The sequence below is a fragment of the Roseomonas elaeocarpi genome (genome assembly GCF_042433915.1).
GTDB classification, from domain to species: domain Bacteria; phylum Pseudomonadota; class Alphaproteobacteria; order Acetobacterales; family Acetobacteraceae; genus Roseomonas; species Roseomonas elaeocarpi.
In genome coordinates this window covers 534196-556732 of record NZ_JBHLUN010000002.1, presented here as the reverse complement: position 1 = coordinate 556732, position 22537 = coordinate 534196, and the positions used below count along the sequence as shown (strand labels likewise).

At 70.7% G+C, this 22537-nt stretch carries 20 protein-coding genes; 17 read left to right on the top strand and 3 right to left on the bottom strand.

What is annotated here, in order from left to right:
• Positions 1 to 2: 2 nt before the first annotated feature.
• Positions 3 to 827: a CatB-related O-acetyltransferase gene (locus tag ACFFGY_RS04215; protein WP_377043140.1), complete on the top strand. Its 825-nt coding sequence runs from the start codon at positions 3 to 5 to the stop codon at positions 825 to 827.
• A 323-nt stretch (positions 828 to 1150) separates the two neighbouring features.
• Here the strand turns inward: ACFFGY_RS04215 and ACFFGY_RS04210 are convergent, their stop codons facing one another.
• The 3 genes from ACFFGY_RS04210 to ACFFGY_RS04200 all read right to left on the bottom strand — a co-directional run bounded on the left by ACFFGY_RS04210 (position 1151) and on the right by ACFFGY_RS04200 (position 3973).
• Positions 1151 to 1327, bottom strand: a complete 177-nt coding sequence (locus ACFFGY_RS04210) for a hypothetical protein (protein WP_377043139.1) — start codon at positions 1325 to 1327, stop codon at positions 1151 to 1153.
• An 8-nt stretch (positions 1328 to 1335) separates the two neighbouring features.
• Complete coding sequence (locus tag ACFFGY_RS04205; RefSeq protein ID WP_377043138.1) at positions 1336 to 2991, bottom strand: N-acyl-D-amino-acid deacylase family protein; 1656 nt, start codon at positions 2989 to 2991, stop codon at positions 1336 to 1338.
• A gap of 169 nt (positions 2992 to 3160) precedes the next feature.
• Entirely contained in the window at positions 3161 to 3973 is an 813-nt protein-coding gene (locus ACFFGY_RS04200; protein ID WP_377043137.1) for a class I SAM-dependent methyltransferase, read from the bottom strand.
• Between the two features lie 288 nt (positions 3974 to 4261).
• Between ACFFGY_RS04200 and alaS the strand changes: the two genes are divergently transcribed.
• From alaS to ACFFGY_RS04120, 16 genes are all read left to right on the top strand, one after another.
• The gene (gene alaS / locus ACFFGY_RS04195; protein ID WP_377043136.1) at positions 4262 to 6907 is read left to right on the top strand and encodes an alanine--tRNA ligase; all 2646 of its coding nucleotides are present in this window, start codon (positions 4262 to 4264) and stop codon (positions 6905 to 6907) included.
• A gap of 210 nt (positions 6908 to 7117) precedes the next feature.
• The gene (locus ACFFGY_RS04190) at positions 7118 to 8293 is read left to right on the top strand and encodes a zinc-dependent alcohol dehydrogenase (protein ID WP_377043135.1); all 1176 of its coding nucleotides are present in this window, start codon (positions 7118 to 7120) and stop codon (positions 8291 to 8293) included.
• Between the two features lie 203 nt (positions 8294 to 8496).
• Complete coding sequence (locus ACFFGY_RS04185; RefSeq protein WP_377043134.1) at positions 8497 to 8670, top strand: DUF1328 domain-containing protein; 174 nt, start codon at positions 8497 to 8499, stop codon at positions 8668 to 8670.
• 442 nt (positions 8671 to 9112) lie between these two features.
• Complete coding sequence (rpsF, locus tag ACFFGY_RS04180) at positions 9113 to 9586, top strand: 30S ribosomal protein S6 (protein ID WP_377043133.1); 474 nt, start codon at positions 9113 to 9115, stop codon at positions 9584 to 9586.
• 6 nt (positions 9587 to 9592) lie between these two features.
• Positions 9593 to 9871, top strand: a complete 279-nt coding sequence (gene rpsR, locus ACFFGY_RS04175; RefSeq protein ID WP_377043132.1) for a 30S ribosomal protein S18 — start codon at positions 9593 to 9595, stop codon at positions 9869 to 9871.
• 40 nt (positions 9872 to 9911) lie between these two features.
• On the top strand, positions 9912 to 10832 hold the full coding sequence (locus ACFFGY_RS04170; protein ID WP_377043131.1) for a hypothetical protein: 921 nt from the start codon (positions 9912 to 9914) through the stop codon (positions 10830 to 10832).
• 14 nt (positions 10833 to 10846) lie between these two features.
• Positions 10847 to 11413, top strand: a complete 567-nt coding sequence (gene rplI / locus ACFFGY_RS04165) for a 50S ribosomal protein L9 (RefSeq protein WP_377043130.1) — start codon at positions 10847 to 10849, stop codon at positions 11411 to 11413.
• Between the two features lie 305 nt (positions 11414 to 11718).
• Complete coding sequence (locus tag ACFFGY_RS04160) at positions 11719 to 12951, top strand: class I SAM-dependent methyltransferase (RefSeq protein WP_377043129.1); 1233 nt, start codon at positions 11719 to 11721, stop codon at positions 12949 to 12951.
• Positions 12952 to 13253: 302 nt separating this feature from the next.
• Entirely contained in the window at positions 13254 to 14759 is a 1506-nt protein-coding gene (locus ACFFGY_RS04155) for a replicative DNA helicase (protein WP_377043128.1), read from the top strand.
• A 339-nt stretch (positions 14760 to 15098) separates the two neighbouring features.
• Positions 15099 to 15884, top strand: coding sequence for an MlaE family ABC transporter permease (locus tag ACFFGY_RS04150; protein ID WP_377043127.1), 786 nt, complete (start codon positions 15099 to 15101; stop codon positions 15882 to 15884).
• Complete coding sequence (locus ACFFGY_RS04145; RefSeq protein ID WP_377043126.1) at positions 15881 to 16657, top strand: ABC transporter ATP-binding protein; 777 nt, start codon at positions 15881 to 15883, stop codon at positions 16655 to 16657. Before ACFFGY_RS04150 ends, ACFFGY_RS04145 begins: the two co-directional genes overlap by 4 nt.
• Positions 16658 to 16747: 90 nt before the next feature.
• Entirely contained in the window at positions 16748 to 17971 is a 1224-nt protein-coding gene (locus ACFFGY_RS04140) for an MFS transporter (RefSeq protein ID WP_377043125.1), read from the top strand.
• A 122-nt stretch (positions 17972 to 18093) separates the two neighbouring features.
• Positions 18094 to 18432 carry a four-helix bundle copper-binding protein gene (locus tag ACFFGY_RS04135; protein WP_377043124.1) on the top strand — a complete coding sequence of 113 codons (339 nt, stop codon included), beginning with the start codon at positions 18094 to 18096 and terminating at the stop codon, positions 18430 to 18432.
• Positions 18433 to 18648: 216 nt separating this feature from the next.
• Positions 18649 to 19017, top strand: coding sequence for a 6-pyruvoyl trahydropterin synthase family protein (locus tag ACFFGY_RS04130; protein ID WP_377043123.1), 369 nt, complete (start codon positions 18649 to 18651; stop codon positions 19015 to 19017).
• A gap of 92 nt (positions 19018 to 19109) precedes the next feature.
• Positions 19110 to 19634: an oxidoreductase gene (locus ACFFGY_RS04125; RefSeq protein ID WP_377043122.1), complete on the top strand. Its 525-nt coding sequence runs from the start codon at positions 19110 to 19112 to the stop codon at positions 19632 to 19634.
• A gap of 8 nt (positions 19635 to 19642) precedes the next feature.
• Positions 19643 to 22363 carry a putative bifunctional diguanylate cyclase/phosphodiesterase gene (locus ACFFGY_RS04120; RefSeq protein ID WP_377043121.1) on the top strand — a complete coding sequence of 907 codons (2721 nt, stop codon included), beginning with the start codon at positions 19643 to 19645 and terminating at the stop codon, positions 22361 to 22363.
• The last annotated feature ends 174 nt before the right edge of the window (positions 22364 to 22537 follow it).

Sequence of the window (22537 nt, the reverse complement as noted above, 5' to 3'; positions counted from 1 at the left end):
GCATGGTCTGTGAAACAGAACGGATCGAGTCGGTGATCATTGCCCAGCACGCGCAGGTCTTCACCTTCCGGCCGACCGCACGCATCCTGGACGCACTCGAAGCCCGGCGCATCCTGTTCAACCAGAAGGAAGGCGCCCAGCGCTTCGCCCCGAACGCGGCCTACACCGTCACGGCGCTCCGGGGTGCCTACCTGGAACCCTATGTCGGTTTCTGGTTCGGAACCTCGATGCCGGCGATGGGCGCTTTCTCCTACTCGATCTCGGGCCTGCCCTTCGGCATCAAGGTCGGGCGCTACTGCTCGATCGCCGGCTCCGTCAGCGTGATGGGCTTCCAGCATCCCACCGACATGGCCACCACGTCGCACGTCCTTTACGAGGCGAGCTCGAGGCTGGTGCGGCTGGCGATGGAGGATGCCGGGGTGGACGACTACCGCTTCCGCCTGGTGCCGCAGAAGCCGCAGCCGGTGATCGGCCACGATGTCTGGATCGGTGAGGGCGTGACCCTGGCCAAGGGCATCAGCATCGGACACGGCGCCATCATCGCCGCCCGCGCCGTGGTCACCAAGGACGTGCCGCCCTACGCGGTGGTCGGGGGCGTGCCGGCACGCCAGATCGGCACCCGCACCCGCATCTCCGAGGCGCTGATCGAGCGCTTCCTCGATGTGCAGTGGTGGCAGTACCGGCTGTCGGACGTGCGGGGGATGCGCTTCGAGGAGCCGGAACGCTTCCTCGACGAGGTCGAGGAGGCCGCGGCCTCCGGCAGGCTGGAACGGTGGTCGCCGGAGCTGGTGGACGTCGAGGCCGTGGTGCGTGCCGCCAGCGACTAGAGCGGTTTCCGTTCGCCTTGGCTCACGGGCGTCGCCCCAAGCTGTTGTTTTGCCTGTAATATTTACCCGGTCGGGTGATTCCGTCGGATCGGGATCTGCTCTGACCAGTGCGGCGGGCAGGGCCCTCGGCCATCACCCGCGGGCGTTCTTCGCGCGGTCGCGGGGCCGGGCTGGCGGGATCGTGGACGGCGTTGCCGCGCGTTGGCCATGCCGCCCGGGCGCCCTCGGGTCCGGCAACAGGGTTCCCGTCGGGCTGCACGAAGGGGGCGCGGGCGCCCGCACCAGCCGTTGCCCCCTATGGCCGGCCGGTCCGCATCTCCCGCTTACAGGAGCGCGTCCCAGTCTTCCCGGTGGCGCCGCAGCCCTTCCTCGATGGCGCGCCGGATCTCCTCGGGGGCATCCGGTCCGAGAACCGTTTCAAGGGTCTTCAGCACCTCGCCGTCCGCATGCGCGATCAGGACCAGCAGAGCGGTGCGGTAAGGATCAGCGCTTTGTTCCATGCCGGACATTACGGCATGGCCCCTCCGGAACGTCCAGTCTGCGGCCCCTCGGCATCCGGCGCCATTCCGCCCGCCAGCAGCCGTCCGGGACGGGCGCCGGTGGGGGCGCCGCCCTCGAGGATGCGCTCGCCACGCACCCAGACGTCCACGATGCCGCCGGGTAGCGCGGTCGGGTCGTCGAAGCTGGCGTGGTCCGTCACCGCCGCGTCGAACATCACGAGGTCCGCCGCCATGCCGGGCCGCAGCAGGCCGCGGTCATCCAGGCCGAAGCGCTGCGCCGCCACCGAGGTCATGCGCCGCACCGCGTCCTCCAGCGTGAACCAGCCGCTCTCGCGCACCAGCCGCCCGGCCACGCGCGGAAAGGTGCCGAAGGCGCGCGGGTGCGGCCGGGTGCCCGGGCGCGGCAGCCCGTCGGAGCCCACCATGTGCAGCGGGTGGGTGAAGGCGGCGCGCAGGTCATTCTCGTCGAGCTGGAACAGCACCACGCCGGTCTGGCCCTCGTCGCGCAGGATCAGCTGCACCATCATCGCGAAGGGCTCCGTACCCTCCAGCGCGGCGGCCTCGGCCACGGAGCGGCCTTCCAGGTGCTTCAGCGCCTCGGTGGCGACGGCGGAGATGCGCACGTTCTCCCAGCCGATCAGCACGACCTTGGAGATGGCGCCCGCCGCGTCCGGCTCGCCGCCCTCGACGTAGCGCCGCAGCTCCCCGAGGAACGCCTCGTCGCGCAGGCGGGGCAGCAGCGCCGCGATGCCGCCGTCCAGCACCGCAGGCGGCAGTAGCTGCAGCAGCGAGGTGCTGCCGGCGAGGTAGGGGTACATGTCGAAGCTGACGTCGACGCCCTCGGCGCGCGCCTGCTCCAGCCGCGCCAGGGCGCGCGGGATGCTGCCCCAGTTCGGGCGACCGGCGGCCTGGAGGTGCGACAGGAGGCCGCGCGCGCCGCTGGCCCGCAGCAGCGCGAGGAACTCCTCGATCGCCTCCACCAGCTTCGCCTCGTAGCTGCGCACATGCGCGGTCAGCACCTTGCCGCAGCGCGCCACGGTATGCGCCAGCGCCAGCAGTTCCGCATCCTCGGCAAAGGCGCTGGGGGGATACACCAGGCCCAGCGACAGCCCGATCGCGCCGTCGCGCAGCTGCGTCTCCAGCAGCGCCGACATGGCGGCGATCTCCTCGGCGGTGGCGGTGCGCCGTGCCCCGCCCATCACCGCCAGGCGCAGCGCGCCGTGGCCCACCAGCGACACGAGGTTGATCGCGATGCCCTGCGCCTCCAGCCGCTCGCGGTATTGCGCCACGCCGCGGAAGGTTTCCGCCGCCGCCGTGGGGCCGAGCAGGCCGGCGAAATGCGCCCGCAGCGCCTCCTCCGACCCGGGATTCTTCGGGTAGAGCGAGAAGGAGCAGTTGCCGACCACCACGCTGGTCACGCCCTGCCGCGCCTTCTCCGGGCGGTCGGGCTCGCGCAGGAAGATCAGGTCGTCATGGGCATGGGCGTCGATGAAGCCGGGGGCCAGGAAGCGGCCGCCGGCCTCCACCACCGTGGCGCCGCCGGCGGGCAGGCCGGCGCCCATCGCGGCGACGCGGCCGTCCCGCAGCAGCACGTCGCCGCGGAACCAGGGCGCGCCGGTGCCGTCGATGATGCGCGCGTCGCGGATAAGAACGGGGTCAGGCATGGGAACCCTCGGGGCAGGTTGCGGCCGCGCCCGGCACGGGACGCGGCGATGGGCGCGGCGGGGACCGTCGCCGGCGCGGCGGTCGGGCCGCCGTCGCGCCGTCCATCACTGCGATACCGGTCCACGCCGGCCTCTGCCAGGGGGGAGGCGGAGGGGGACGGAAGGCGCGCTAGTGCGGGACCTTGACGGTGACGCGCAGGAAGGCCGCGCTGATCGATGTGCCGTCCCGGGCCGTGTTGTGCTCCTCGAACAGCGTCCGGAGTTCCCGCAGGAGGTCATCGGCGCGCCCGTTCCGCTCCGCGGCCTCGAAAGCGTTCATGGCCGGGCCGTAGTAGCGGCGGAACTGCTCCAGGAACTCCGCTGGCGGGCCGGGATAGCGGAAGCCGTAGCTGTCCCGCGCGAAGGAGATGTTGTCCTGCGGGATGCCCGCGGCGCCGAAGCGCTCGGTGACGTTGCCCTCGACGCCCCAGGTCATGGGGCTGACGAAGCCTTCCGGCGGGGGCGGCGAGTAGGCGGCGCTGATGCGCAGGATCTGCGCCACCAGCGTGGGATCGTTGGGAAGCCAGTTGCCCATGACGATGCGCCCGCCGGGCCGCGTCACCCGGACCATCGCGCGGGCGACGTCGAAGGGCCGCGGCGCGAACATGGCGCCGAAGATGCTGAGCACGAGGTCGAAGCTGCGGTCCGGGAGGCCGTCCAGGTCGCAGGCATCGCCCTGCTGGAAGCGGATGTTAGTGAGACCTTCCTCCTGCGCCCGCCGGTTCCCGGCCTGGACGAGGTTGGCGGCGATGTCCACGCCGGTCACCTCGGCGCCGAGCCGCGCGGCGGGCAGGGCGGTCGTGCCGTCGCCGCAGCCGAGGTCGAGCACCGTCATGCCGCGGGTGACGCCGATCGCGTTGACGAGCGCCTCGCCGCTCTCGCGCATGGTGGCGGCGATGCGCGTGAAGTCGCCTTTCTCCCAAAGGGCCTGATTCGGATTCATCGTCGGGTCCATTCCTGCTGGTGTCCCGGATCGCGGGCGGTGTTCCCGCAGACCGCCGCGTTGCCGCGCCGGCAACGTCGCGTCGACCTGCCGCGAAACGGGCCGGGCGGGGCCGGACCGGTCTCGCGACGGGTGCGGGACACCAGCATAACATTATCACTTCGTAATAAAAGGATCGTGTTGGCGGAGTTGGTTCCCCTGGCGACCCCCGCGCCTCTCGACGCCGCCGGACCCCCGCGCTAAGCCCCACCGGTTCCGTTCCCTGCCCGAGAAGACCAGCGCCGGCCGATGACCAGCAGCAACGACATCCGCGCCACCTTCCTCGACTACTTCGCCCGCAACGGGCACCAGGTGGTCGAGAGCTCGCCGCTCGTGCCGCGCAACGACCCGACGCTGATGTTCACCAACAGCGGCATGGTGCAGTTCAAGAACGTCTTCACCGGGCAGGAGCGCCGGCCCTACAGCACCGCCACCACGGCGCAGAAATGCGTGCGCGCCGGCGGCAAGCACAACGACCTCGACAATGTCGGCTACACCGCGCGCCACCACACCTTCTTCGAAATGCTGGGGAACTTCTCCTTCGGCGACTACTTCAAGGAACAGGCGATCACCCATGCCTGGACCCTGCTGACGAAGGATTTTGCCCTTCCGAAGGAAAAGCTCCTCGTCACGGTGTATTCCGAGGACGAGGATGCCGCCGCCCTGTGGCGCAAGATCGCGGGCCTTTCCGACAGCCGCATCATCCGCATCCCGACCTCGGACAACTTCTGGCGCATGGGCGACACCGGCCCCTGCGGCCCGTGCTCCGAGATCTTCTTCGACCACGGCGACAAGATCCCCGGCGGCCCCCCGGGCTCGCCGGACGAGGATGGCGACCGGTTCATCGAGATCTGGAACCTGGTCTTCATGCAGTTCGAGGAAGGCCCGCCCGGCGTCCGCGCGCCGCTGCCGCGCCCCTCGATCGACACCGGCATGGGGCTGGAGCGCTTCGCGGCGATCCTGCAGGGCGTCCACGACAACTACGACACCGACACCTTCCGCGCCCTGATCGCGGCCAGCGCCGAGCTGACCGGCCAGGCGCCGGACGGCCCCTTCAAGGTGAGCCACCGCGTGGTGGCCGACCACCTGCGCTCGGGCGCCTTCCTGATCGCCGACGGCGTGCTGCCCTCCAACGAGGGCCGCGGCTACGTGCTGCGCCGCATCCTGCGCCGCGCCATGCGCCACGCCCAGATGATGGGCGCCAAGGAGCCGCTGCTGGCCCGCCTCGTGCCCGCGCTGGTGCGCCAGATGGGTGCGGCCTACGGCGAGCTGGTGCGCGCCCAGCCGCTGATCGAGGAAACCTTCCGGCTGGAGGAAACGCGCTTCCGCACCCTGCTGGATCGCGGCCTGGGCCTGCTGGCGGATGAGACCGGGCGCCTGGGCGAGAAGGAGCCCCTGTCGGGCGAGGTCGCCTTCCGCCTTTACGACACCTTCGGCTTCCCGCTGGACCTGACGCAGGACGCGCTGCGCGCCGAGGGCCGCGCCGTGGATGTCGCGGGCTTCGAGACTGCCATGGCCGAGCAGCGCCGCCGCGCCCGCGCCGCCTGGGCCGGCTCGGGCGAGGCCGCCACCGACACGGTGTGGTTCGACCTGAAGGAGCGGCTCGGCGCCACCGAGTTCCTGGGCTACGCCACCGAGACGGCGGAGGCCGAGATCCTGGCGATCGTCGCCGACGGGCAGGTGGTGGAAAGCGCCCCCGCCGGCACCGAGGTGGCGGTGGTGCTCAACCAGACGCCCTTCTACGGCGAGAGCGGCGGCCAGGTGGGCGACACCGGCCTGATCTCGGCGGGCGAGAACGCGCGCGTCGTGGTGCGCGACACCCAGCGCAAGCTGGGCCTGTTCATCCATCTCGGCACAGTGGCGGGCGGCGAGATCCGCACCGGCCTCGCGGTCCAGGCCGAGGTCGACCACAGCCGCCGCGGCGACATCCGCGCCCACCATTCCGCGACCCACCTGCTGCACGAGGCGCTGCGCCGGCGGCTGGGCAACCACGTGGCGCAGAAGGGCTCGCTCAACGCGCCCGACCGGCTGCGCTTCGACGTGTCGCAGCCCACCCCGATCACCCCCGAGGACCTAGCCTGGGTCGAGGGCGAGGTGAACGACCGCATCCGCCAGAACGGCGAGGTCACCACCCGGCTGATGACGCCCGAAGCGGCGGTCGAGGCCGGCGCCATGGCGCTGTTCGGCGAGAAGTACGGCGACGAGGTCCGGGTGGTCGGCATGGGCGAGGACCCGGCCGCCACCGAGAAGCACGGCGTTTACTCGCTGGAGCTGTGCGGCGGCACCCATGTCCGCCGCACCGGCGATATCGGGCTGTTCAAGATCGTGGCCGAGGGCGCGGTCTCGGCCGGCGTCCGCCGCATCGAGGCGGTGACCGGCAACGCCGCGCTGGCGCTGATCGAGACGGCCGAGCGCACGCTGCGCGACGCGGCGGCCGCGCTGAAGACCACGCCCGCCGAGGTGCCCGCCCGCGTGGCCGCCCTGCTGGAGGAGCGCCGCCGGCTGGAGCGCGACGTGGCCGAGCTTCGCAAGAAGCTCGCCACCGGCGGCGCCGCGGCCGAGGTCGAGGAAGTGGGTGGCCTGCGCCTCGCGCTGCGGGAGATGGGCGACACCCCGGCCAAGGATCTCAAGGGCATCGCCGATGCCATCCTGAAGGCCGGCACCGCCGACGTGGTGGCGCTGGTGTCCACCGCCGAGGGCAAGGCCAGCATCGTGGTCGCGGCGGGCGAGGCCGCCAAGGGCAAGGCCGATGCCGTGGCGCTGGTGCGCGCCGCCTCCGCCGCGGTGGGCGGCAAGGGCGGCGGCGGCCGGCCCGACATGGCCCAGGCCGGCGGACCGGAGGCCGACAAGGCGGCCGAGGCGCTGGCGGCGGTGCGGGCGGCGCTGTCCGCCTGACGGGGCCGGACGCGTGGCGGTTCCCCCGCCGCGTGGCCCCGGGAAGGCCGGGTTGAGAAGCCCCTCGGGGCAGCCTAGCGGCGTGGTCCGAAGCAAACGTTATAACGTACAGACCATTGATCTGACGGCTTTTTGCCGGCAGCCGCCCGCAACAGCCGCACCTCCGCCGACGTTGTGTCGCCACAGGGCAATCCTCGGGAGCGACACGCGATGAAGGCACTTACCTGGCACGGCCGCGGCGATATCCGCTGCGACACGGTTCCCGACCCGACCATCCAGGATGGGCGCGACGCCATCATCAAGGTCACGGCCTGCGCCATCTGCGGCTCCGACCTTCACCTCATGGGCGGCTACGTGCCCACGATGGAAAAGGGCGACGTGCTCGGCCACGAATGCATGGGCGAGGTCGTCGAGGTCGGCCGGGACAACAAGGCACTCAAGGTCGGCGACCGCATCGTGGTGCCCTTCACCATCTGCTGCGGCGAGTGCCGGCAGTGCAAGTGGGGCAACTGGAGCTGCTGCGAGCGCACCAACCCCAACGGCGCGATGCAGGCCGAGCAGTTCGGCTACCCGCTCGCGGGCCTGTTCGGCTACTCGCACATCACCGGCGGCTTTCCGGGCGGACAGGCGGAATACCTGCGCATCCCCTACGCCGACGTGACGCACCTGAAGGTGCCCGACGGGCTGACCGACGAGCAGGTGCTGTTCCTCAGCGACATCTTTCCCACCGCCTACATGGCGGCCGACCACTGCGAGATTAAGCCCGAGGACACCATCGCCGTCTGGGGCTGCGGCCCGGTCGGCATCCTCGCGATCAAGTCCTGCTTCCTGCTCGGCGCCAAGCGCGTCATCGCCATCGACACCGTGCCCGAGCGCCTCGCCATGGCGCGGGAGGCGGGTGCCGAGACGATCGACTACGCCGAGGGCAAGGTCCAGGAAACCATTATGGAACTGACCAAGGGGATGGGCCCCGACGCGGTGATCGAGGCGGTGGGCATGGAAAGCCACGGCGCCGACACGCTGGTCCAGAAGGTCACCTCGGCGGTGATGAGCAAGACCATCAGCATGGAGCGCTCCTTCGCGCTCAACCAGGCGATCCTGGCCTGCCGCCCGGGCGGCATCGTGTCGGTGCCCGGCGTCTACGTGGCCTTCGACCCGGTCGCGATGGGGGCCTTCATGAACAAGGGCCTGACCATGAAGACCGGCCAGACCCACATGCACCGCTACATGAAGCCGCTGCTGGAGCGCATCCAGAAGGGCGAGATCGACCCGTCCTTCATCATCACCCACCGCTCCACCAAGCTCGAGGACGGGCCGGAGCTGTACAACACCTTCCGCGACAAGAAGGACGACTGCATCAAGGTGGTGTTCAAGCCGCACGGCTGAGAACCGGAGCGGCCGCCGCCTGCCGCCGGAACGGCGCCTGCCCGCGGGGGCAGGCGCCTTTTTCATGCCTCCCACCGCGGCCCGGACCGGCGTGGCGCGACGGGTGGAGCATTGATCCCGCTGCCGCGTCCGGCCCCGAAACTCCCGCCGGATTCGCGGTGTTGTCGGCCCACGAACACCGTGTTGGGAAAGGAGTGGCACCGATGCTGCAGTGGGCTCTCATCTTCTTCGTGATCTCGATCGTCGCGGGCTTCCTGGGCTTCTCGGGCGTGTCCGCGGCGACGGCGGGCATTGCCAAGATCCTGTTCTTCATAGCGATCGCGATCTTCGTGGTGCTGCTGATCGCGGGCTTCTTCACCGGCAGCCTGGTCTTCTGAGGGGAAGGGGGCCGGGCGCGCGTCCGGCCCCTCATCATCCGGGTGACGGCCCGGGGCGTGATTGCTCAGGGAGTGATCACCCGGGAAATGACTGCCTGGGAATCGACTGCCAGGAACAATTGCCCGGAACGACCGCCCCGGGGCAGGGCTGCCCCGGGACCGACCGGCTGGACCTGCCGTCCCGAAGCCGGCGCGGCGATACGCTAGCCTCCCACCCCCGCGCGACGCCGAGCCGTTTTCCGCATCCTTCGCGGCGTTTCCACCTTCCGGCGCCCCTGCGCTTTCCGTTGCACTCCCCGCACGGAACCCTTGCTCCCCGTGCCCACCCGCGCTAAACGCCCGCCACCCTGCCGGGCGCGAGGCATCGCGCGCGGCTATGCCCGTTCGTGCCCGCGGCACCCGTCGCACCGGCCTTGGGCTGACACATCCACAGGGAGACAAGATGCCGCTCTACGAAACCGTGCTGATCGCACGTAACGACCTCACGCAGCAGCAGGTGGAAGCGGTGGCCGACCAGGTCACCAGCATCGTCACCGAAGCCGGCGGCGAAGTCCGCAAGCGCGAGTACTGGGGCCTGCGCGGCCTCGCCTACCGCATCAAGAAGAACCGCAAGGGGCACTACATGCTCCTCGGCCTCGACTGCACGCCCGTCGCGGAGCAGGAAGTCGCCCGCCAGCTGGGCCTCAACGAGGACGTGCTGCGCCACATGACGCTGCGCATCGAGGAAATCTCGGAAGAGCCCTCCGCCATCCTGGCCCGCCGCGGCGAGGACCGTGAGCGTGACCGTGGCTTCCGTGGCCCCCGCCCGGCCGGCCGCTTCACCTCGGGCCGCCGCGAGCGCGGCGACGACCGCGAAGAGTTCCGCGCCCGTTCGCGCGACGAGCTCGACCCTCCTTCCGACATGGGCCAGGAGTAAGCACACATGTCCGACACCACCGACATGACCCCCGCCGCCCGCCGTCCGGCCGTCGGCGCGCGCCGCCCCTTCTATCGCCGCCGCAAGTCCTGCCCCTTCTCCGGCCCGAACGCGCCGAAGATCGACTACAAGGACGTGCGCCTGCTGAGCCGCTTCCTGAGCGAGCGCGGCAAGATCGTGCCGAGCCGCATCACCGCGGTGAGCGCCAAGAAGCAGCGTGAGCTGGCCAACGCCATCAAGCGCGCCCGTTTCCTGGCCCTGCTCCCCTACGTCATCAACGACTGATCGAACCGGATCAGGGAACGAGATTGAAGGACGGGATCGGGTGCCTGCCGCCGGCTCCACGCAAGGCCTGACCAGCGACCCGCGAATCCTCGCGGGCGCCTCGGCGGGGCTTGCCTGCGCGGTGGCGACGCTGTGGGCCGTGCATGGCCTGCCGCTCGGCTGGGTGCTGCTCCTGCTGGTGACGCTGCCGCTGTTCCTGGCCGGGCTGTCCTTCGGGACGGTTGCGGCGGGGATCGGCACCGTGGTGGGGGCGGCGGCGCTGCTGCCCACCACCGGCCTCGCCGGGGCCGGCAACTTCCTCGTGGCGTCCGGTCTGCCGGCGGTCACGATGGTGGCGGCCGGCTTGCGTGGCGTGCTCCCGGGTGGCGCGGCGCCGCTCGCGGCCGCGGGCCTGGCGCTCTCGGCCGGGTTGCCGCTGGCGCTGCTGGGGCTCTGGTCGGCCGCGACGGTGCTGGTGGCGCTGTGGGTGACCGGGCCGGAGCTCGAGCAGGGTATGACCGAAGCGCTGGGTGCCGCGATGCGCGACACCGGCGCCGCCTCGCTTGATCCGGCGGTGCTGCGCCGCGTGGTTCAGGCCGGCATCGCGATGGGCGGGGCCTTCCTGGCGCTGCCCGCGGCGGTCTGCGGCATGGCGGCGCAGGGGTTCCTGGCACGGCGCGGCTTCGCGCTGCGGGCCACGCCCCGCTGGAGCCATGTGCGGCTGCCCGGCTGGTACCTGCCGCTGCTGGCCGTGGCCGTGCTGGTGGCCTGGGTCAGCCCGGGGCTGCTGACGCTGGCCGCCGCGGTGGCGCTGCTGGGCCCGGTCTTCCTGCAAGGGCTGGCCGTCGTTCACCGGCGGCTGCGCGGCCCGGTGCTGATCCCGTTCTACCTCGTTCTCGTTCTCCTGTTCCTCCCCGTCGTGGCCGTGTTGATCGGCCTCGGCCTGTTCGAGCAGTTCGGGCGCAAGCCCGACCAAACCTGAAAGAAACCGCCAAGATGATCGAAGTCATCCTGATGCAGCGGGTCGACAAGCTCGGCCAGATGGGTGATCGCGTCACCGTCCGCCCTGGCTACGCCCGCAACTTCCTGCTTCCCCAGGGCAAGGCGATCCGCGCCAACGCCGCCAACCTCGCCCGCTTCGAGAGCGAGCGTGCGCAGCTCGAGGCCCAGAACCTCAAGCGTCGCGAAGAGGCCGAGCGCATCGCCGAGCGTATGGACGGCCTGTCGGTCGTGCTGATCCGCCAGGCGGGTGAGGGCGGCAACCTGTACGGTTCCGTGACGCCGCGCGACATCGCCGATGCCTGCGCCAATGCCGGCCTGACGGTGGACCGTCAGCAGGTGCTGCTCGATCAGCCGATCAAGCTGACCGGTCTGCACACCGTCCGCGTGGCGCTGCACCCCGAGGTGGAGCTGCCGGTGACCGTGAACGTCGCCCGCACCTCCGAGGAAGCCGACAAGCAGGCCCGCGGCGAGGACCTGCGCGCCGAGCAGGAAGCCGAGGACGAGAGCCTGGAGGCCGAGCTGGCCGCCGAGCTGTCGGAGCTGGGCGCTGCCAGCGAGTAAGGTTTGAAGGCGGACTGAACTACCGAAAGTCCATCTTCTTCAGCTTCGCGTGTGGGAAGGCCCCGTTCCGGCAATTCGCCGGGACGGGGCCTTCGCCGTTTCCGGGGGCTTGGTCGCCCTTGTAAACCAGGGAATTGCTGGCCTTGCGGGCGACCGGACGCGCCCGGACACCCGCCGTCGTTGCAACTTGCTATGTGCCTGCTGCAGGGCTGCGAAGGTTGCATCGCCCCGCTCGCTTCTGGACGGCTCCGCCTCGGCATTTCAGCATGCGTAACACTTGGTTATCTCAGCGGAGACAGGCGGCGATGCTGCACGCGATGCTTTCCCGCATGATCAGGCGCGGCCGCCTGACAGTGCACTACCCCGACGGCACGGTACGCGTGCTGCAGGGAAGGGAGGACGGCCCGGCGGCCGGCCTGCGGATACGCAGCAAGGCCGCGGCCCGGCGCATCCTGCGAAACCCGGGCCTGGCGGTCGGCGAAGCCTACATGGATGGTGAGCTCGAGCCGGTCGACTGCAGCCTCTACGAGATGCTCGACGTCCTGGCGCTGAACTACAACGACACGCCCCCCGGCGCCGAGCAGATCCTCGACCGCCTCCGCTGGGCCAAGCGGCGGATCGACCAGCTCAACCCCGCCGGCCGCTCCCGCCGCAACGTCGCCCACCACTACGACCTGGACGGGCGCCTCTACAGCCTCTTCCTCGATCGCGACCGGCAGTATTCCTGCGCCTACTTCCCACAGGGCGACGAGACTCTGGAAGAAGCGCAGGTCCTCAAGAAGCGTCACATCGCCGCCAAGCTGCGACTCGACCGGCCGGACCTCGAGGTCCTCGACATCGGCTGCGGCTGGGGCGGCATGGCGCTGACCCTGGCCCGCGACTACGGCGCCCGCGTCACCGGGCTGACGCTGTCCACCGAGCAGCTGGCCGAGGCCCGCAAGCGCGCCGAGGAGGCGGGCTTGAGCGACCGGGTGCGCTTCGAGCTGATCGACTACCGCGCCTGGGACCGGCCGGTGGACCGCATCGTCTCGGTGGGCATGTTCGAGCATGTCGGCGTCGGTCACTACCGGACCTTCTTCCGCAAGGTGCGCTCGCTGCTGCACGAGGACGGCGTGGCGCTGATCCACGCGATCGGCCGCTCCGACGGGCCGGGCTCCACCAATCCCTGGATCGCCAAGTACATCTTCCCCGGCGGCTATTCCCCCGCGGTCAGCGAGGTGATGGCGGCGGTGGAGAAGGAGCGGCTCTGGGCCACCGATATCGAGATCCTGCGCCTCCACTACGCCAAGACCCTGGCCCACTGGCGGCGCCGCTTCGCCGCCAACCGCGACACGATCCAGAGCCTCTACGACGAGCGCTTCTGCCGGATGTTCGAGTTCTACCTCGTGGGCTCGGAACTGGCCTTCCGCCGGATGGGCCACATGAACTGGCAGATCCAGCTGACGCGCAACGTCGACACCCTGCCGCTGAGCCGCGACTACATGTACGAGCGCGAGCACGCGCCCGTGCCGGCCGAGGCGCCGCGCCAGATCGCCTGACGCCGGGCGGGCGGAGCACCCGGCGCAGCCGCTGCGGCCGGGCCCGCGGGGCGACGCGCGGCCGGCCGCGCCGCTAGGCCCGCCGCGACGGTGTGGCGGACGGGGCCGCCCCGGCAGCCGCCCGGCGCGGGTGGGTGCCGGGAAAGCGGGAGCCGTACGGAACAAAAAAAGAAATCCCCAGCGGTGGCGAAGCGGGAAGTTGAGCCTCCGCAAGGGGTTACGGGCCTCGTCCCCACGATCCACACTTGTCCACAGGCGATCGGCAGAGGACGCGCCGTCCCGCGCTGCGCTAGAATCCCCCCATGAACGCCATGGACCAGAGCAGCGGCCTTCTGGGCCTGTCCCAGCGCCTGCCACCGCAGAACCTGGAAGCCGAGCAGGCGCTGCTCGGCGCCCTGCTCGCCAACAACAAGGCCTATGAGCGGGTGTCGGAGTTCCTGGCGCCCGAGCACTTCGCCGACCCGATCCACGGCCGCATCTTCGGCTCCATCCAGCGGCGACTCGAGGCGGGCCAGCTCGCCGACGCGGTGACGCTGCGCGCCGAGTTCGAGCATTCCGGCGTGCTGGAGGAAGTGGGCGGCCCGGCCTACCTGGCGCAGCTGCTGAGCGCGATGGTCGGCATCATCAACGCCGGCGAATACGCCCGCGTCATCCACGACGCCTGGATGCGGCGCCAGCTGATTGACCTGGGCGAGGTGGTGGTGAACCGCGCCTTCGGGGTCGAGGCCGAGCTGGACGGCAAGGAGCAGCTCGAGGCGGCGGAACAGGCGCTGTTCGACCTGGCCAAGGAAGGCGGCAGCGAGGGCGGCGTCGTCACCTTCGACAAGGCGCTGGTGCGCGCGGTGGAGATGGCCGAGAAGGCCTTCACCAACGGCTCGGGCGTGTCGGGGTTGAGCTGCGGCTTGCGCGACGTGGACGCCAAGATGGGCGGCCTGCACCCCTCGGACCTCCTGATCCTCGCGGGACGTCCGGCCATGGGCAAGACCGCGCTGGCCACCAAGATGGCCTTCGGCGCCGCGCGCGCGATCCTGCGCGAGGCGCAGGCCGAGAACCCCAACGCCGTTCCCAGGGGCGGCGTCGCGATCTTCTCGCTGGAAATGAGCGCCGACCAGCTGGCCGCCCGCCTGCTGAGCGAGAACGCCCGCATCTCCGGCGACCGCATCCGCCGCGGCGAGATCAGCCAGCGCGACTTCGACCGCTTCGTGGAAACCTCGCGCGAGCTGGCGCAGCTGCCGATCTTCATCGACGACACGCCGGCCATCTCGATCTCGGCGCTGCGCACGCGCTGCCGGCGCCTCAAGCGCACCCGCGGCCTCGACATGATCGTGGTGGACTACCTGCAGCTGATGCGGCCTGCCGCGGGGTCGCGCCCCGAGAGCCGCGTGCTGGAAATCTCGCAGATCACCCAGGGCCTCAAGGCGATCGCCAAGGAGCTGTCGGTGCCGGTGATCGCGCTGTCGCAGCTGTCGCGTCAGGTCGAGTCGCGCGAGGACAAGCGGCCGCAGCTGGCCGACCTTCGCGAATCCGGCTCGATCGAGCAGGACGCCGACGTGGTGATGTTCGTCTACCGCGACGAGTACTACCTGGCGCAGCGCCAGCCCAAGCAGCTGAACTTCGAGAACGCCGACAAGTACGCCGAGGCCACCGACAAGTGGCAGCAGGACATGGAGCGCGCCCACAACAAGGCCGAGCTCATCATCTCCAAGCAGCGCCACGGGCCCACCGGCACCATCCCGCTGTTCTTCGAGGGTGAGTTCACCCGCTTCGGTGACCTCGACATGGTGCACGAGGATCCGGACGCGCACTGAGCCCGGCGCCACCGGCGCGGCGGTTCCGGCCGCGGCGCCGGCAGGGTTCCGCGGCGGCCGGCGGCGCGCCGGCCCGGCGGGACATCCCGGCGCTTCGCCCCGCCCGGAACGCTTCGTGACCGTGGGGCCGCGCCCTCACCGGTTGCCCTGGGACGGGGTGACCGCTATCTCACTGCGGCAGTTCCCCATCCGGGGAGGCGGTTCTCGCTGGCCGCGCCCCGGTCCTCCGGCTTGGCCCACTCGCGGGCCTGGGTTTTTCATGCACCTGCTCCCGGTTCATCGCCCCACCCGCGGGCGCCACATCCCAGGCGGCCCATCCGCGCAGAAGCGGCTGCCGGCTTGAACCTCGTCCTCGATCCCGTGGCGGCGCTGGGCCGGGCGCTGCTGAACCTGTGCCAGTCGGTCGGCGCGCTGGCGCTGTTCACGCTGGAGGCCGTGTCGCACCTCGTGCGGCCGCCCTTCCACCTGCGCCAGTTCGGCCGCGCCTTCCGGGAGGTCGCCTATTTCTCGCTGCCGGTGGTGGCGCTGACGGCGGTGTTCACCGGCATGGTGCTGGCGCTGCAGTCCTATACCGGCTTCTCGCGCTTCAACGCGCAGAGTGCCATGGCCTCGCTGGTGGTGATCTCGCTCACCAGAGAGCTCGGCCCCGTTCTGGCCGGGCTGATGGTGGCGGGCCGCATCGGTGCGGCCTTCGCGGCCGAGATCGGCACCATGCGCGTCACCGACCAGGTCGACGCGCTGACCACGCTTTCCACCGACCCGATGAAGTACCTGGTGGCGCCCCGCCTGCTGGCGGCGGCGCTGGCCATGCCGATCCTGGTGCTGGTGGCCGATATCCTGGGCGTCATGGGTGGCTGGATCGTGGCGACCTACAACCTGGGCTTCGTGTCCGGCGCCTACCTGCGTGACACCTTCAATGCGCTGCAGCTGGTGGATGTCGGCTCAGGCCTGGTGAAGGCCGCGGTGTTCGGCTTCGTGGTGGCGCTGATGGGCACCTGGAACGGCTATACCTCGCGCAACGGGGCCGAGGGTGTGGGCAGCGCCACCACCGCGGCGGTGGTGTCCTCCTCGATCCTGATCCTGGCGCTGGATTACCTGCTGACCCAGGCCTTCTTCACCCGATGAGCAACGCCACCCCCAAGCTGCGCCTGCGGGGCCTGCGCAAGGCCTTCGGTGCCAAGCAGGTGCTGGATGGCGTGGACCTCGACATCATGCCGGGCGAGTCCATGGTGATCCTGGGCGGCTCGGGCTCGGGCAAGTCCGTGACGCTGAAGTGCATCCTGGGACTGATCCAGCCCGATGCCGGCACGATCGAGCTCGACGGCCGCGACCTCCTGGCCATGAGCCGGCAGGAGCGCCGCGCCGTGCTCGACGACATGGGCATGCTGTTCCAGAACGGCGCGCTGTTCGACAGCCTGCCGGTCTGGGAGAACGTCTGCTTCAAGCTGCTGGCCCAGAAGCGTATCACCCGCGCCCAGGCCCGCGACAAGGCGGCCGAGGCGCTGGCCGAGGTCGGGCTGGCCAGCAGCGTATGTGATCTCAAGCCCTCCGAACTGTCGGGCGGCATGCAGAAGCGGGTCGCGCTGGCCCGTGCCATCGCCGCCCAGCCCGCGATCATCTTCTTCGACGAGCCCACCACGGGCCTCGACCCGATCATGGGCGCGGTGATCGACGGGCTGATCGTGGACTGCGTGAAGCACCTGGGCGCCACGGCGCTGACCATCACGCACGACATGGCCAGCGCGCGGCGCGTGGGCGACCAGGCGGCGATGATCCACCACGGCCGGATCGTCTGGACCGGTGACGCCGCCAGCCTGGGCGAGACCGGCAACGCCATGGTGGACCAGTTCGCCCGCGGTGAGCGCGAAGGGCCGATCCAGATGGAGCTGCGCCGCTAGCTCCGGCCGCCTTTCACCACCGCGCCGGCGGAACCCGCGTCGGTCCGGGACGCGCGTCGCCGCCGCCCGGAACAAGAACGGAGCCCGCCCGTGCCGGATGCCCACGACGCCGAAGCCGTTCTGCTGCCTGCCGCGGCGTCGTCATCCTCCGGCCGCCGCGACCCGCGCCCCGCTGCCCTACGCCCCGTCGCGCCCCGCCTGGCCACCACCCTGGTCTTCGCGGCGCACGGCTTCGGCTACGGCTCCTGGGTCAGCAACATTCCCGCCCTCAAGGCCGCGCTGGGCTTGAGCGACGGGGCGCTGGGCCTGGCGCTGCTGGCCGTGGCGGTGGGGGCGATCGCGGCCATGCCGCTCAGCGGCCGGCTCGCGGGGCGGATCGGCAGCCACCGGCTGACGGTGATCTCGGGATGCATGATGGCGCTCGCCGTGGCGCTGATCCCGCTGGCCGGAACGCCCTCGCTCTTCGCGTTGTCGCTGGTGCTGCTGGGCGCCACCGCCGGCGTCATGGACGTGTCCATGAACACCCACGCCACGCTGGTGGAGCGCGGCTGGGGGGCGGCGATCATGTCCTCCTTCCACGCGGCCTTCAGCCTGGGCGGGCTCGTGGGGGCCGCGGTGTCGGGGCTGCTGCTGGGCGCGGGCTGGCCCGCCAGCGCGAACCTTCCGTTGGCCGGCGCGCTGCTGGCGCTCGCCGTGCTCCTGGCGGCGCCCTTCCTCGGCGGCCGCATGGGCGAGGCGCCGGGCGAGGGCGGGCACGGCTTCGCGCTGCCGAGCCGCGCCGTGCTGGGGCTGGGCGCCATCGGCATCCTGGCGCTGGTGGCCGAGGGCGCGGTGGGCGACTGGTCGGCCCTCTACCTCGCGGCCGAGGCCGGCGCCTCGGCGGGGGCGGCGACCGCGGGCTTCGCCGGGTTTTCCCTGACCATGACCGCTGGGCGGCTGGGCGGCGACTGGCTTGTGCGGCGCTGGGGCGGGGTGCGCGTGCTGCGCGGCGGCGCGGCGCTGGCGGCGTTGGGCTTCGCGCTGCTGATCGCGGTGCCGGTGGTGCCGGTGGCGGTGGCGAGCTTCGCGCTGGTGGGGCTGGGCCTGGCCAATATCTTCCCGGTGCTGTTCAGCGCCGCCGGGCGGCTGGGCGGCGTGTCGCCCGGTATGGGCGTCGCGATGGTGGCAACGCTGGGCTACGGCGGGTTGCTGGGCGGGCCGCCGCTGCTGGGCTTCGTGGCGCAGCTATCGGGCCTGCGCGTGGCGATGGTGGTGCTGCTGCTGGCAGCCCTGGCGATCGCGGCGGCCGCGGGCGTCCTGCGCCGTGACCGCTGAGGACCCGTCGGGCAGGGACTGACCCGCGCCTGGCGGATTTCCGCTGGCCGGCCGGAAACCCTGACGGGGGGGAGGGACGCTTTCCAGCCAGTACCCACCCCGTCTTTTAAGGACCTGTTTCCATGAACATGTCGCCCGCGATGAAGGCCTGCATCGAGGCCTGCACGACGAGCCACCGCGAGGTGCTCCACTGCATCACCCACTGCCTGCACAAGGGCGGCAGCCATGCCGAGCCGGGCCATATCGGCATTATGACGGATTGTGCCGAGATCTGCGCGGCCTCGCTGAACTTCATGCTGCGCGATTCGCGGCACGCCCCGCACCTGTGCCGCGAATGCGCCGAGATCTGCACCCAATGCGCGGAGTCCTGCGCCAACCACCCGGATGCTGACGACCACATGCGTCAGTGCGCCGAGGCTTGCCGCCGCTGCGCCGAAGCCTGTCGCGCCATGGCGGCCTGACCTTTCGACGGCCGGGGCTGCCGGGCGTCTCGTCCGGCAGCCTTACCGGACTGCCACCTGCCTGACCGCGGCGCGGGGCGGGGGCAGGCTTTGCAACTTGTGTTAGAATATTTTGTGATCAGTGCCTCGACGAAGCTTGCAAAACCCGTTGCGTGATGGAGAAGTCAACCCCTGAGATCGCCTATTCCGGCGATTGAAGCCTTCGGAAGACCTTACATGATCGAGACTTTGAAGGAATTCACCTTCGAGGCTGCCCACCAGTTGCCTCCTTTCTCGGGCCTGCACGGTCATTCCTTCCTGGTGCAGGTGTTCATGCGCGGCCCGGCCGACCCGGTCTTCGGCTGGTCGCACAACCTGTACGAGGTCGAGAAGTCGATCGAGAAGGTTCGCCTCCGGGTCGATCACACCTATCTCAACGATATTCCGGGCCTGGAAAATCCCAGCCTCGAGAACGTGGCCCGTTGGCTGTGGGATGCGCTGGGCGAGGAAATCACCGGCCTTGACCGCGTAGTGGTGCGCCGTGGCGCCGACGGTCAGGCGGAGGGCTGCACCTATTCCGCGGCCGAACCTGCCCGGGCCCATTAACGCGCCGCAGGATTTGCAACTCACGGTAGTGTTTATGGAAGGATTTTCTTCTATGACCCTTGTCAGGTTCTGATCGCAGGAGGCGGATCGCCATGAATCGCTGGACGAGGCGTTCCTTCATGAGCACGGCAGCACTCGGTGCTTCCGCCACCGGGCTGTTGCGGCCGGCAAGGGCGGCGGAGCTGCCGAAGCCCACGGAAACCGTGATCCTGACCATCTCGGGCAAGATCAGCGTCTTCAACGACGGCGACCGCGCCCGCTTCGACCGCCCCATGCTGGAGGCGTTGGGAACCACCTCCTTCCGCACCCAGACGCCCTGGTACGAACAGCCCGTGACCTTCGAGGGTGTGCCCATGACCCGGTTGCTGGCCGCCGTGGGCGCCAGCGGCACGACCCTCCAGGCCTACGCCCTGAACGACTACGTGTCAGAGATCCCGATCGAGGATTTCGCGCGCTACGGCACCCTGCTCGCCCTCAAGCGCGACGGCGCCTACATGCCCGTGCGCGACAAGGGGCCGCTGTTTATTGTCTACCCCTACGACACCGATCCCGAACTCCGGAGCCAGCGCTTCTACGGACGCTCCGCATGGCAGGTTGCGAGGCTGGTCGTCCGGTAAGCTGGGCCGTGGGTTCTAGCCGCAAATCGATTCTGCGGAACTGGCCCGGGCGGCGCAGCGCCCTTCGTGAGGGTGAGCCCGCCACCAGGGCGCAGCCGTGGGACGGGCGCGCGCTGCAACGCGCCTTCGCGGTGCTGCTGGCCCTCGTCAGCGTGGCCCTCGTGGTCGCCGCCTGTATCGCCTCGGTGCTGATCTCCAAGCGGCAAACGACGCTGGAGAAGGTGTCGCGCTACAACCTCACCTGGGTGGTGGGGCAGGTGGTGCCCGAGCTCGCGCGCTTCGAGAGCGTGGTGGCGGTGCATGCCCTTCCCGGCACGGATGTCGGCGCCGACACGGTGCAGCTGTGGCTGGACATCCTCAACAACCGGCTCGAACTGCTCGGCAGCGGCGAGGTGCGCGAGTTCCTGGACCGCAACCCCGCCATGGAAGAGCCGGTGGACGAGTTGCGCCACGTGGTCGCCGAGCTGCGCCCGCTGATGTCCCACCTGGATGAGCCGGGGGTGGCGCAGCACATCCTCGAGCTGACGGCACCGCTCCCGCCGCAGATGATGCGCCTGTCCGCCGCCGCCTATCGCGACAGTTCCGAGCAGAACGCCCGCGACCTGCGCCAGCTGACGGACCTGCACCGGCTGTTCACCCGCCTGCTGCTGGGCATCATCATCTGCGCCCTGATCCCGATCGGTGCCCTGACCTACGGCAACCGCCTCCTGCGGCAGGCCCACGACTCGGTGCAGCGGCTGGTGCGGGACCTGCGCCGCAGCGGCGAGGCCCTGAGCGACGCCCAGGAACGCACCCAGGCCGCGATGCGCGAGGTGCAGGTGCAGAACCGCGTGCTGCAGCAGCGCGACCGGGAGATGCACCAGCAGAACACCCGTTTCGACGCGGCGCTGAACAACATGTCGCAGGGCCTGTGCATGGCCGACGCCAACGGGCGGCTGATCGTGTGCAACGTGCCCTTCCTGGAGCTGTTCGAGATCCCGCCGCCGCTGGCGCAGCCGGGTACCCTGGTGGCCGACCTGTTCCGCACCGGCCAGGCGCGCCGCGCGGTGCTGGCGCGCAACGTCCTGCTGCGGCAGCAGGCGGTGGCCAGCCGCTACCGCGCGGCCGAGTTCGTGGAGGAGGACGGCGACGGCTCCGCCATCGAGGTGGCGCACGAGCCCATGGACGACGGCGGCTGGGTCGCGACCTACGAGGACGTCAGCGAGCGCCGCCGGGCGGAGGCCAGCATCCGCTTCCTGGCGCATCACGACGTGCTGACGCGCCTGCCCAACCGCCTGCTGTTCCACGAGCGCGTGGAGCAGGCTCTGGCCACGCTCCGCCCCGGCGAGGACGAGGTCGCGCTGCTCTGCCTCGACCTCGACCAGTTCAAGCTGATCAACGACACGCTGGGCCATCCCGCGGGCGATGCCCTGCTGGTCGCGGTGGGGCAGCGGTTGCAGGGCTGCGTGCGGCAGGACGACGTCGTGGCGCGGCTGAGCGGCGACGAGTTCGCCATCCTGCACGTCGCCCGGGGCGAGCCGGAACAGGCCGAGAAGCTCGCGTCGCGCATCATCGACGTGCTGAGCGCGCCCTACAGCATCGTCGGCCGCTCCGCCGTGGTGGGGGTGAGCGTCGGCATCGCCGTGACCCGCGGCGGCGGCGTGACGGCCGAGGCCATGCTGCGCAACGCCGACATGGCCCTGTACCGCGCCAAGGAAGGCGGCCGCGGCACCTATCGCGTCTTCGAGGCGGCGATGGAGGAAAGCATCCAGGCGCGCGCCCTGATGCAGAACGACCTGCGCGACGCCCTCTTCAAGGGGGAGCTGGAGCCCTTCTACCAGCCCTTCTTCGACCTGAACTCCGGCCGGCTGAGCGGCTTCGAGAGCCTGCTGCGCTGGCGCCACCCGCAGCGCGGCATGGTGTCGCCCGGCGAGTTCATCCCGCTCGCCGAGGAGATCGGCCTGATCGTGCCGATGGGCGACTGGGTCCTCAAGCGCGCCTGCACCGATGCCCGGGACTGGCCGGCGCACGTCAAGGTCGCGGTCAACCTGTCGCCGCTGCAGTTCCAGCGCGGCGACATCGTGGCCGTGGTGCGTGAGGCGTTGCAGCAGTCGGGCCTGCCGCCGGCACGGCTGGAGCTCGAGATCACGGAATCCACGCTGCTGCAGGACAACGAGCGCGTGGTGGCGACGCTGGGGCAGCTGCGCGAGCTGGGCATCAGCACGGCGCTCGACGATTTCGGCACCGGCTATTCCTCGCTGAGCTACCTGCGCTCCTTCGCCTTCGACAAGATCAAGATCGACCAGTCCTTCGTGCGGGAAATGTCGCGCCGTCCGGACTCGCTCGCCATCGTCAACTCGGTGGCGGCGCTGGCGCGGACGCTGGGCATGACCACCACCGCCGAGGGGATCGAGCGTCCGGACCAGCTGCGCCAGGTGCGCGAGGCGGGCTGCACGCAGGGGCAGGGCTACCTGCTCGGACGGCCGCGCCCGGCGTCGGAGCTGGGGGAGTGGCTCCATTCCCCCGCCTCGCCGCACGTCCTGTCCACGCAGCCGCCGCGGTCCGGGGCCGTGGGTTCCGAAGTGCCGGGCCCCGAAGCCCTCGCCCCCGCGGCGCTGGGCCCCGCGCCGCTCGGTCCCGAGCCACTAGGTCCCGAGCCACTGGGTCCCGAACCGCTCGGCCCCACGCCACTGGGACCTGAGCCACTGGGACCTGAGCCACTGGGTACCGAGGCGGCCGGATCGGTCTGACCCGGCCCAGCGCGGAGGGGGGCGCGCCGCTGCCTCCGGACATCCCTCCACTCCAACACGGTCGCACGCCGGCACCCGCGCCGAGGGCGTGATGGTGCCGCCACCGCCCGATGCCATGCTCTGCGAGGCGGAGGGCAGGGCGCTTCCGCCCGATGTTGCCGTGCCCCGTGTGGC

Coding starts and splice junctions, on each gene's coding strand:
- ACFFGY_RS04205 (WP_377043138.1), bottom strand. CDS start 2,991: ATGCCTGACCCCGTTCTTATCCGCGACGCGCGCATCATCGACGGCACC.
- ACFFGY_RS04210 (WP_377043139.1), bottom strand. CDS start 1,327: ATGGAACAAAGCGCTGATCCTTACCGCACCGCTCTGCTGGTCCTGATC.
- ACFFGY_RS04125 (WP_377043122.1), top strand. CDS start 19,110: ATGAATCGCTGGACGAGGCGTTCCTTCATGAGCACGGCAGCACTCGGT.
- ACFFGY_RS04145 (WP_377043126.1), top strand. CDS start 15,881: ATGAGCAACGCCACCCCCAAGCTGCGCCTGCGGGGCCTGCGCAAGGCC.
- ACFFGY_RS04200 (WP_377043137.1), bottom strand. CDS start 3,973: ATGAATCCGAATCAGGCCCTTTGGGAGAAAGGCGACTTCACGCGCATC.
- ACFFGY_RS04185 (WP_377043134.1), top strand. CDS start 8,497: ATGCTGCAGTGGGCTCTCATCTTCTTCGTGATCTCGATCGTCGCGGGC.
- ACFFGY_RS04160 (WP_377043129.1), top strand. CDS start 11,719: ATGCTGCACGCGATGCTTTCCCGCATGATCAGGCGCGGCCGCCTGACA.
- ACFFGY_RS04135 (WP_377043124.1), top strand. CDS start 18,094: ATGAACATGTCGCCCGCGATGAAGGCCTGCATCGAGGCCTGCACGACG.
- ACFFGY_RS04215 (WP_377043140.1), top strand. CDS start 3: ATGGTCTGTGAAACAGAACGGATCGAGTCGGTGATCATTGCCCAGCAC.
- ACFFGY_RS04190 (WP_377043135.1), top strand. CDS start 7,118: ATGAAGGCACTTACCTGGCACGGCCGCGGCGATATCCGCTGCGACACG.
- alaS (WP_377043136.1), top strand. CDS start 4,262: ATGACCAGCAGCAACGACATCCGCGCCACCTTCCTCGACTACTTCGCC.
- ACFFGY_RS04155 (WP_377043128.1), top strand. CDS start 13,254: ATGAACGCCATGGACCAGAGCAGCGGCCTTCTGGGCCTGTCCCAGCGC.
- rpsF (WP_377043133.1), top strand. CDS start 9,113: ATGCCGCTCTACGAAACCGTGCTGATCGCACGTAACGACCTCACGCAG.
- rplI (WP_377043130.1), top strand. CDS start 10,847: ATGATCGAAGTCATCCTGATGCAGCGGGTCGACAAGCTCGGCCAGATG.
- rpsR (WP_377043132.1), top strand. CDS start 9,593: ATGTCCGACACCACCGACATGACCCCCGCCGCCCGCCGTCCGGCCGTC.
- ACFFGY_RS04130 (WP_377043123.1), top strand. CDS start 18,649: ATGATCGAGACTTTGAAGGAATTCACCTTCGAGGCTGCCCACCAGTTG.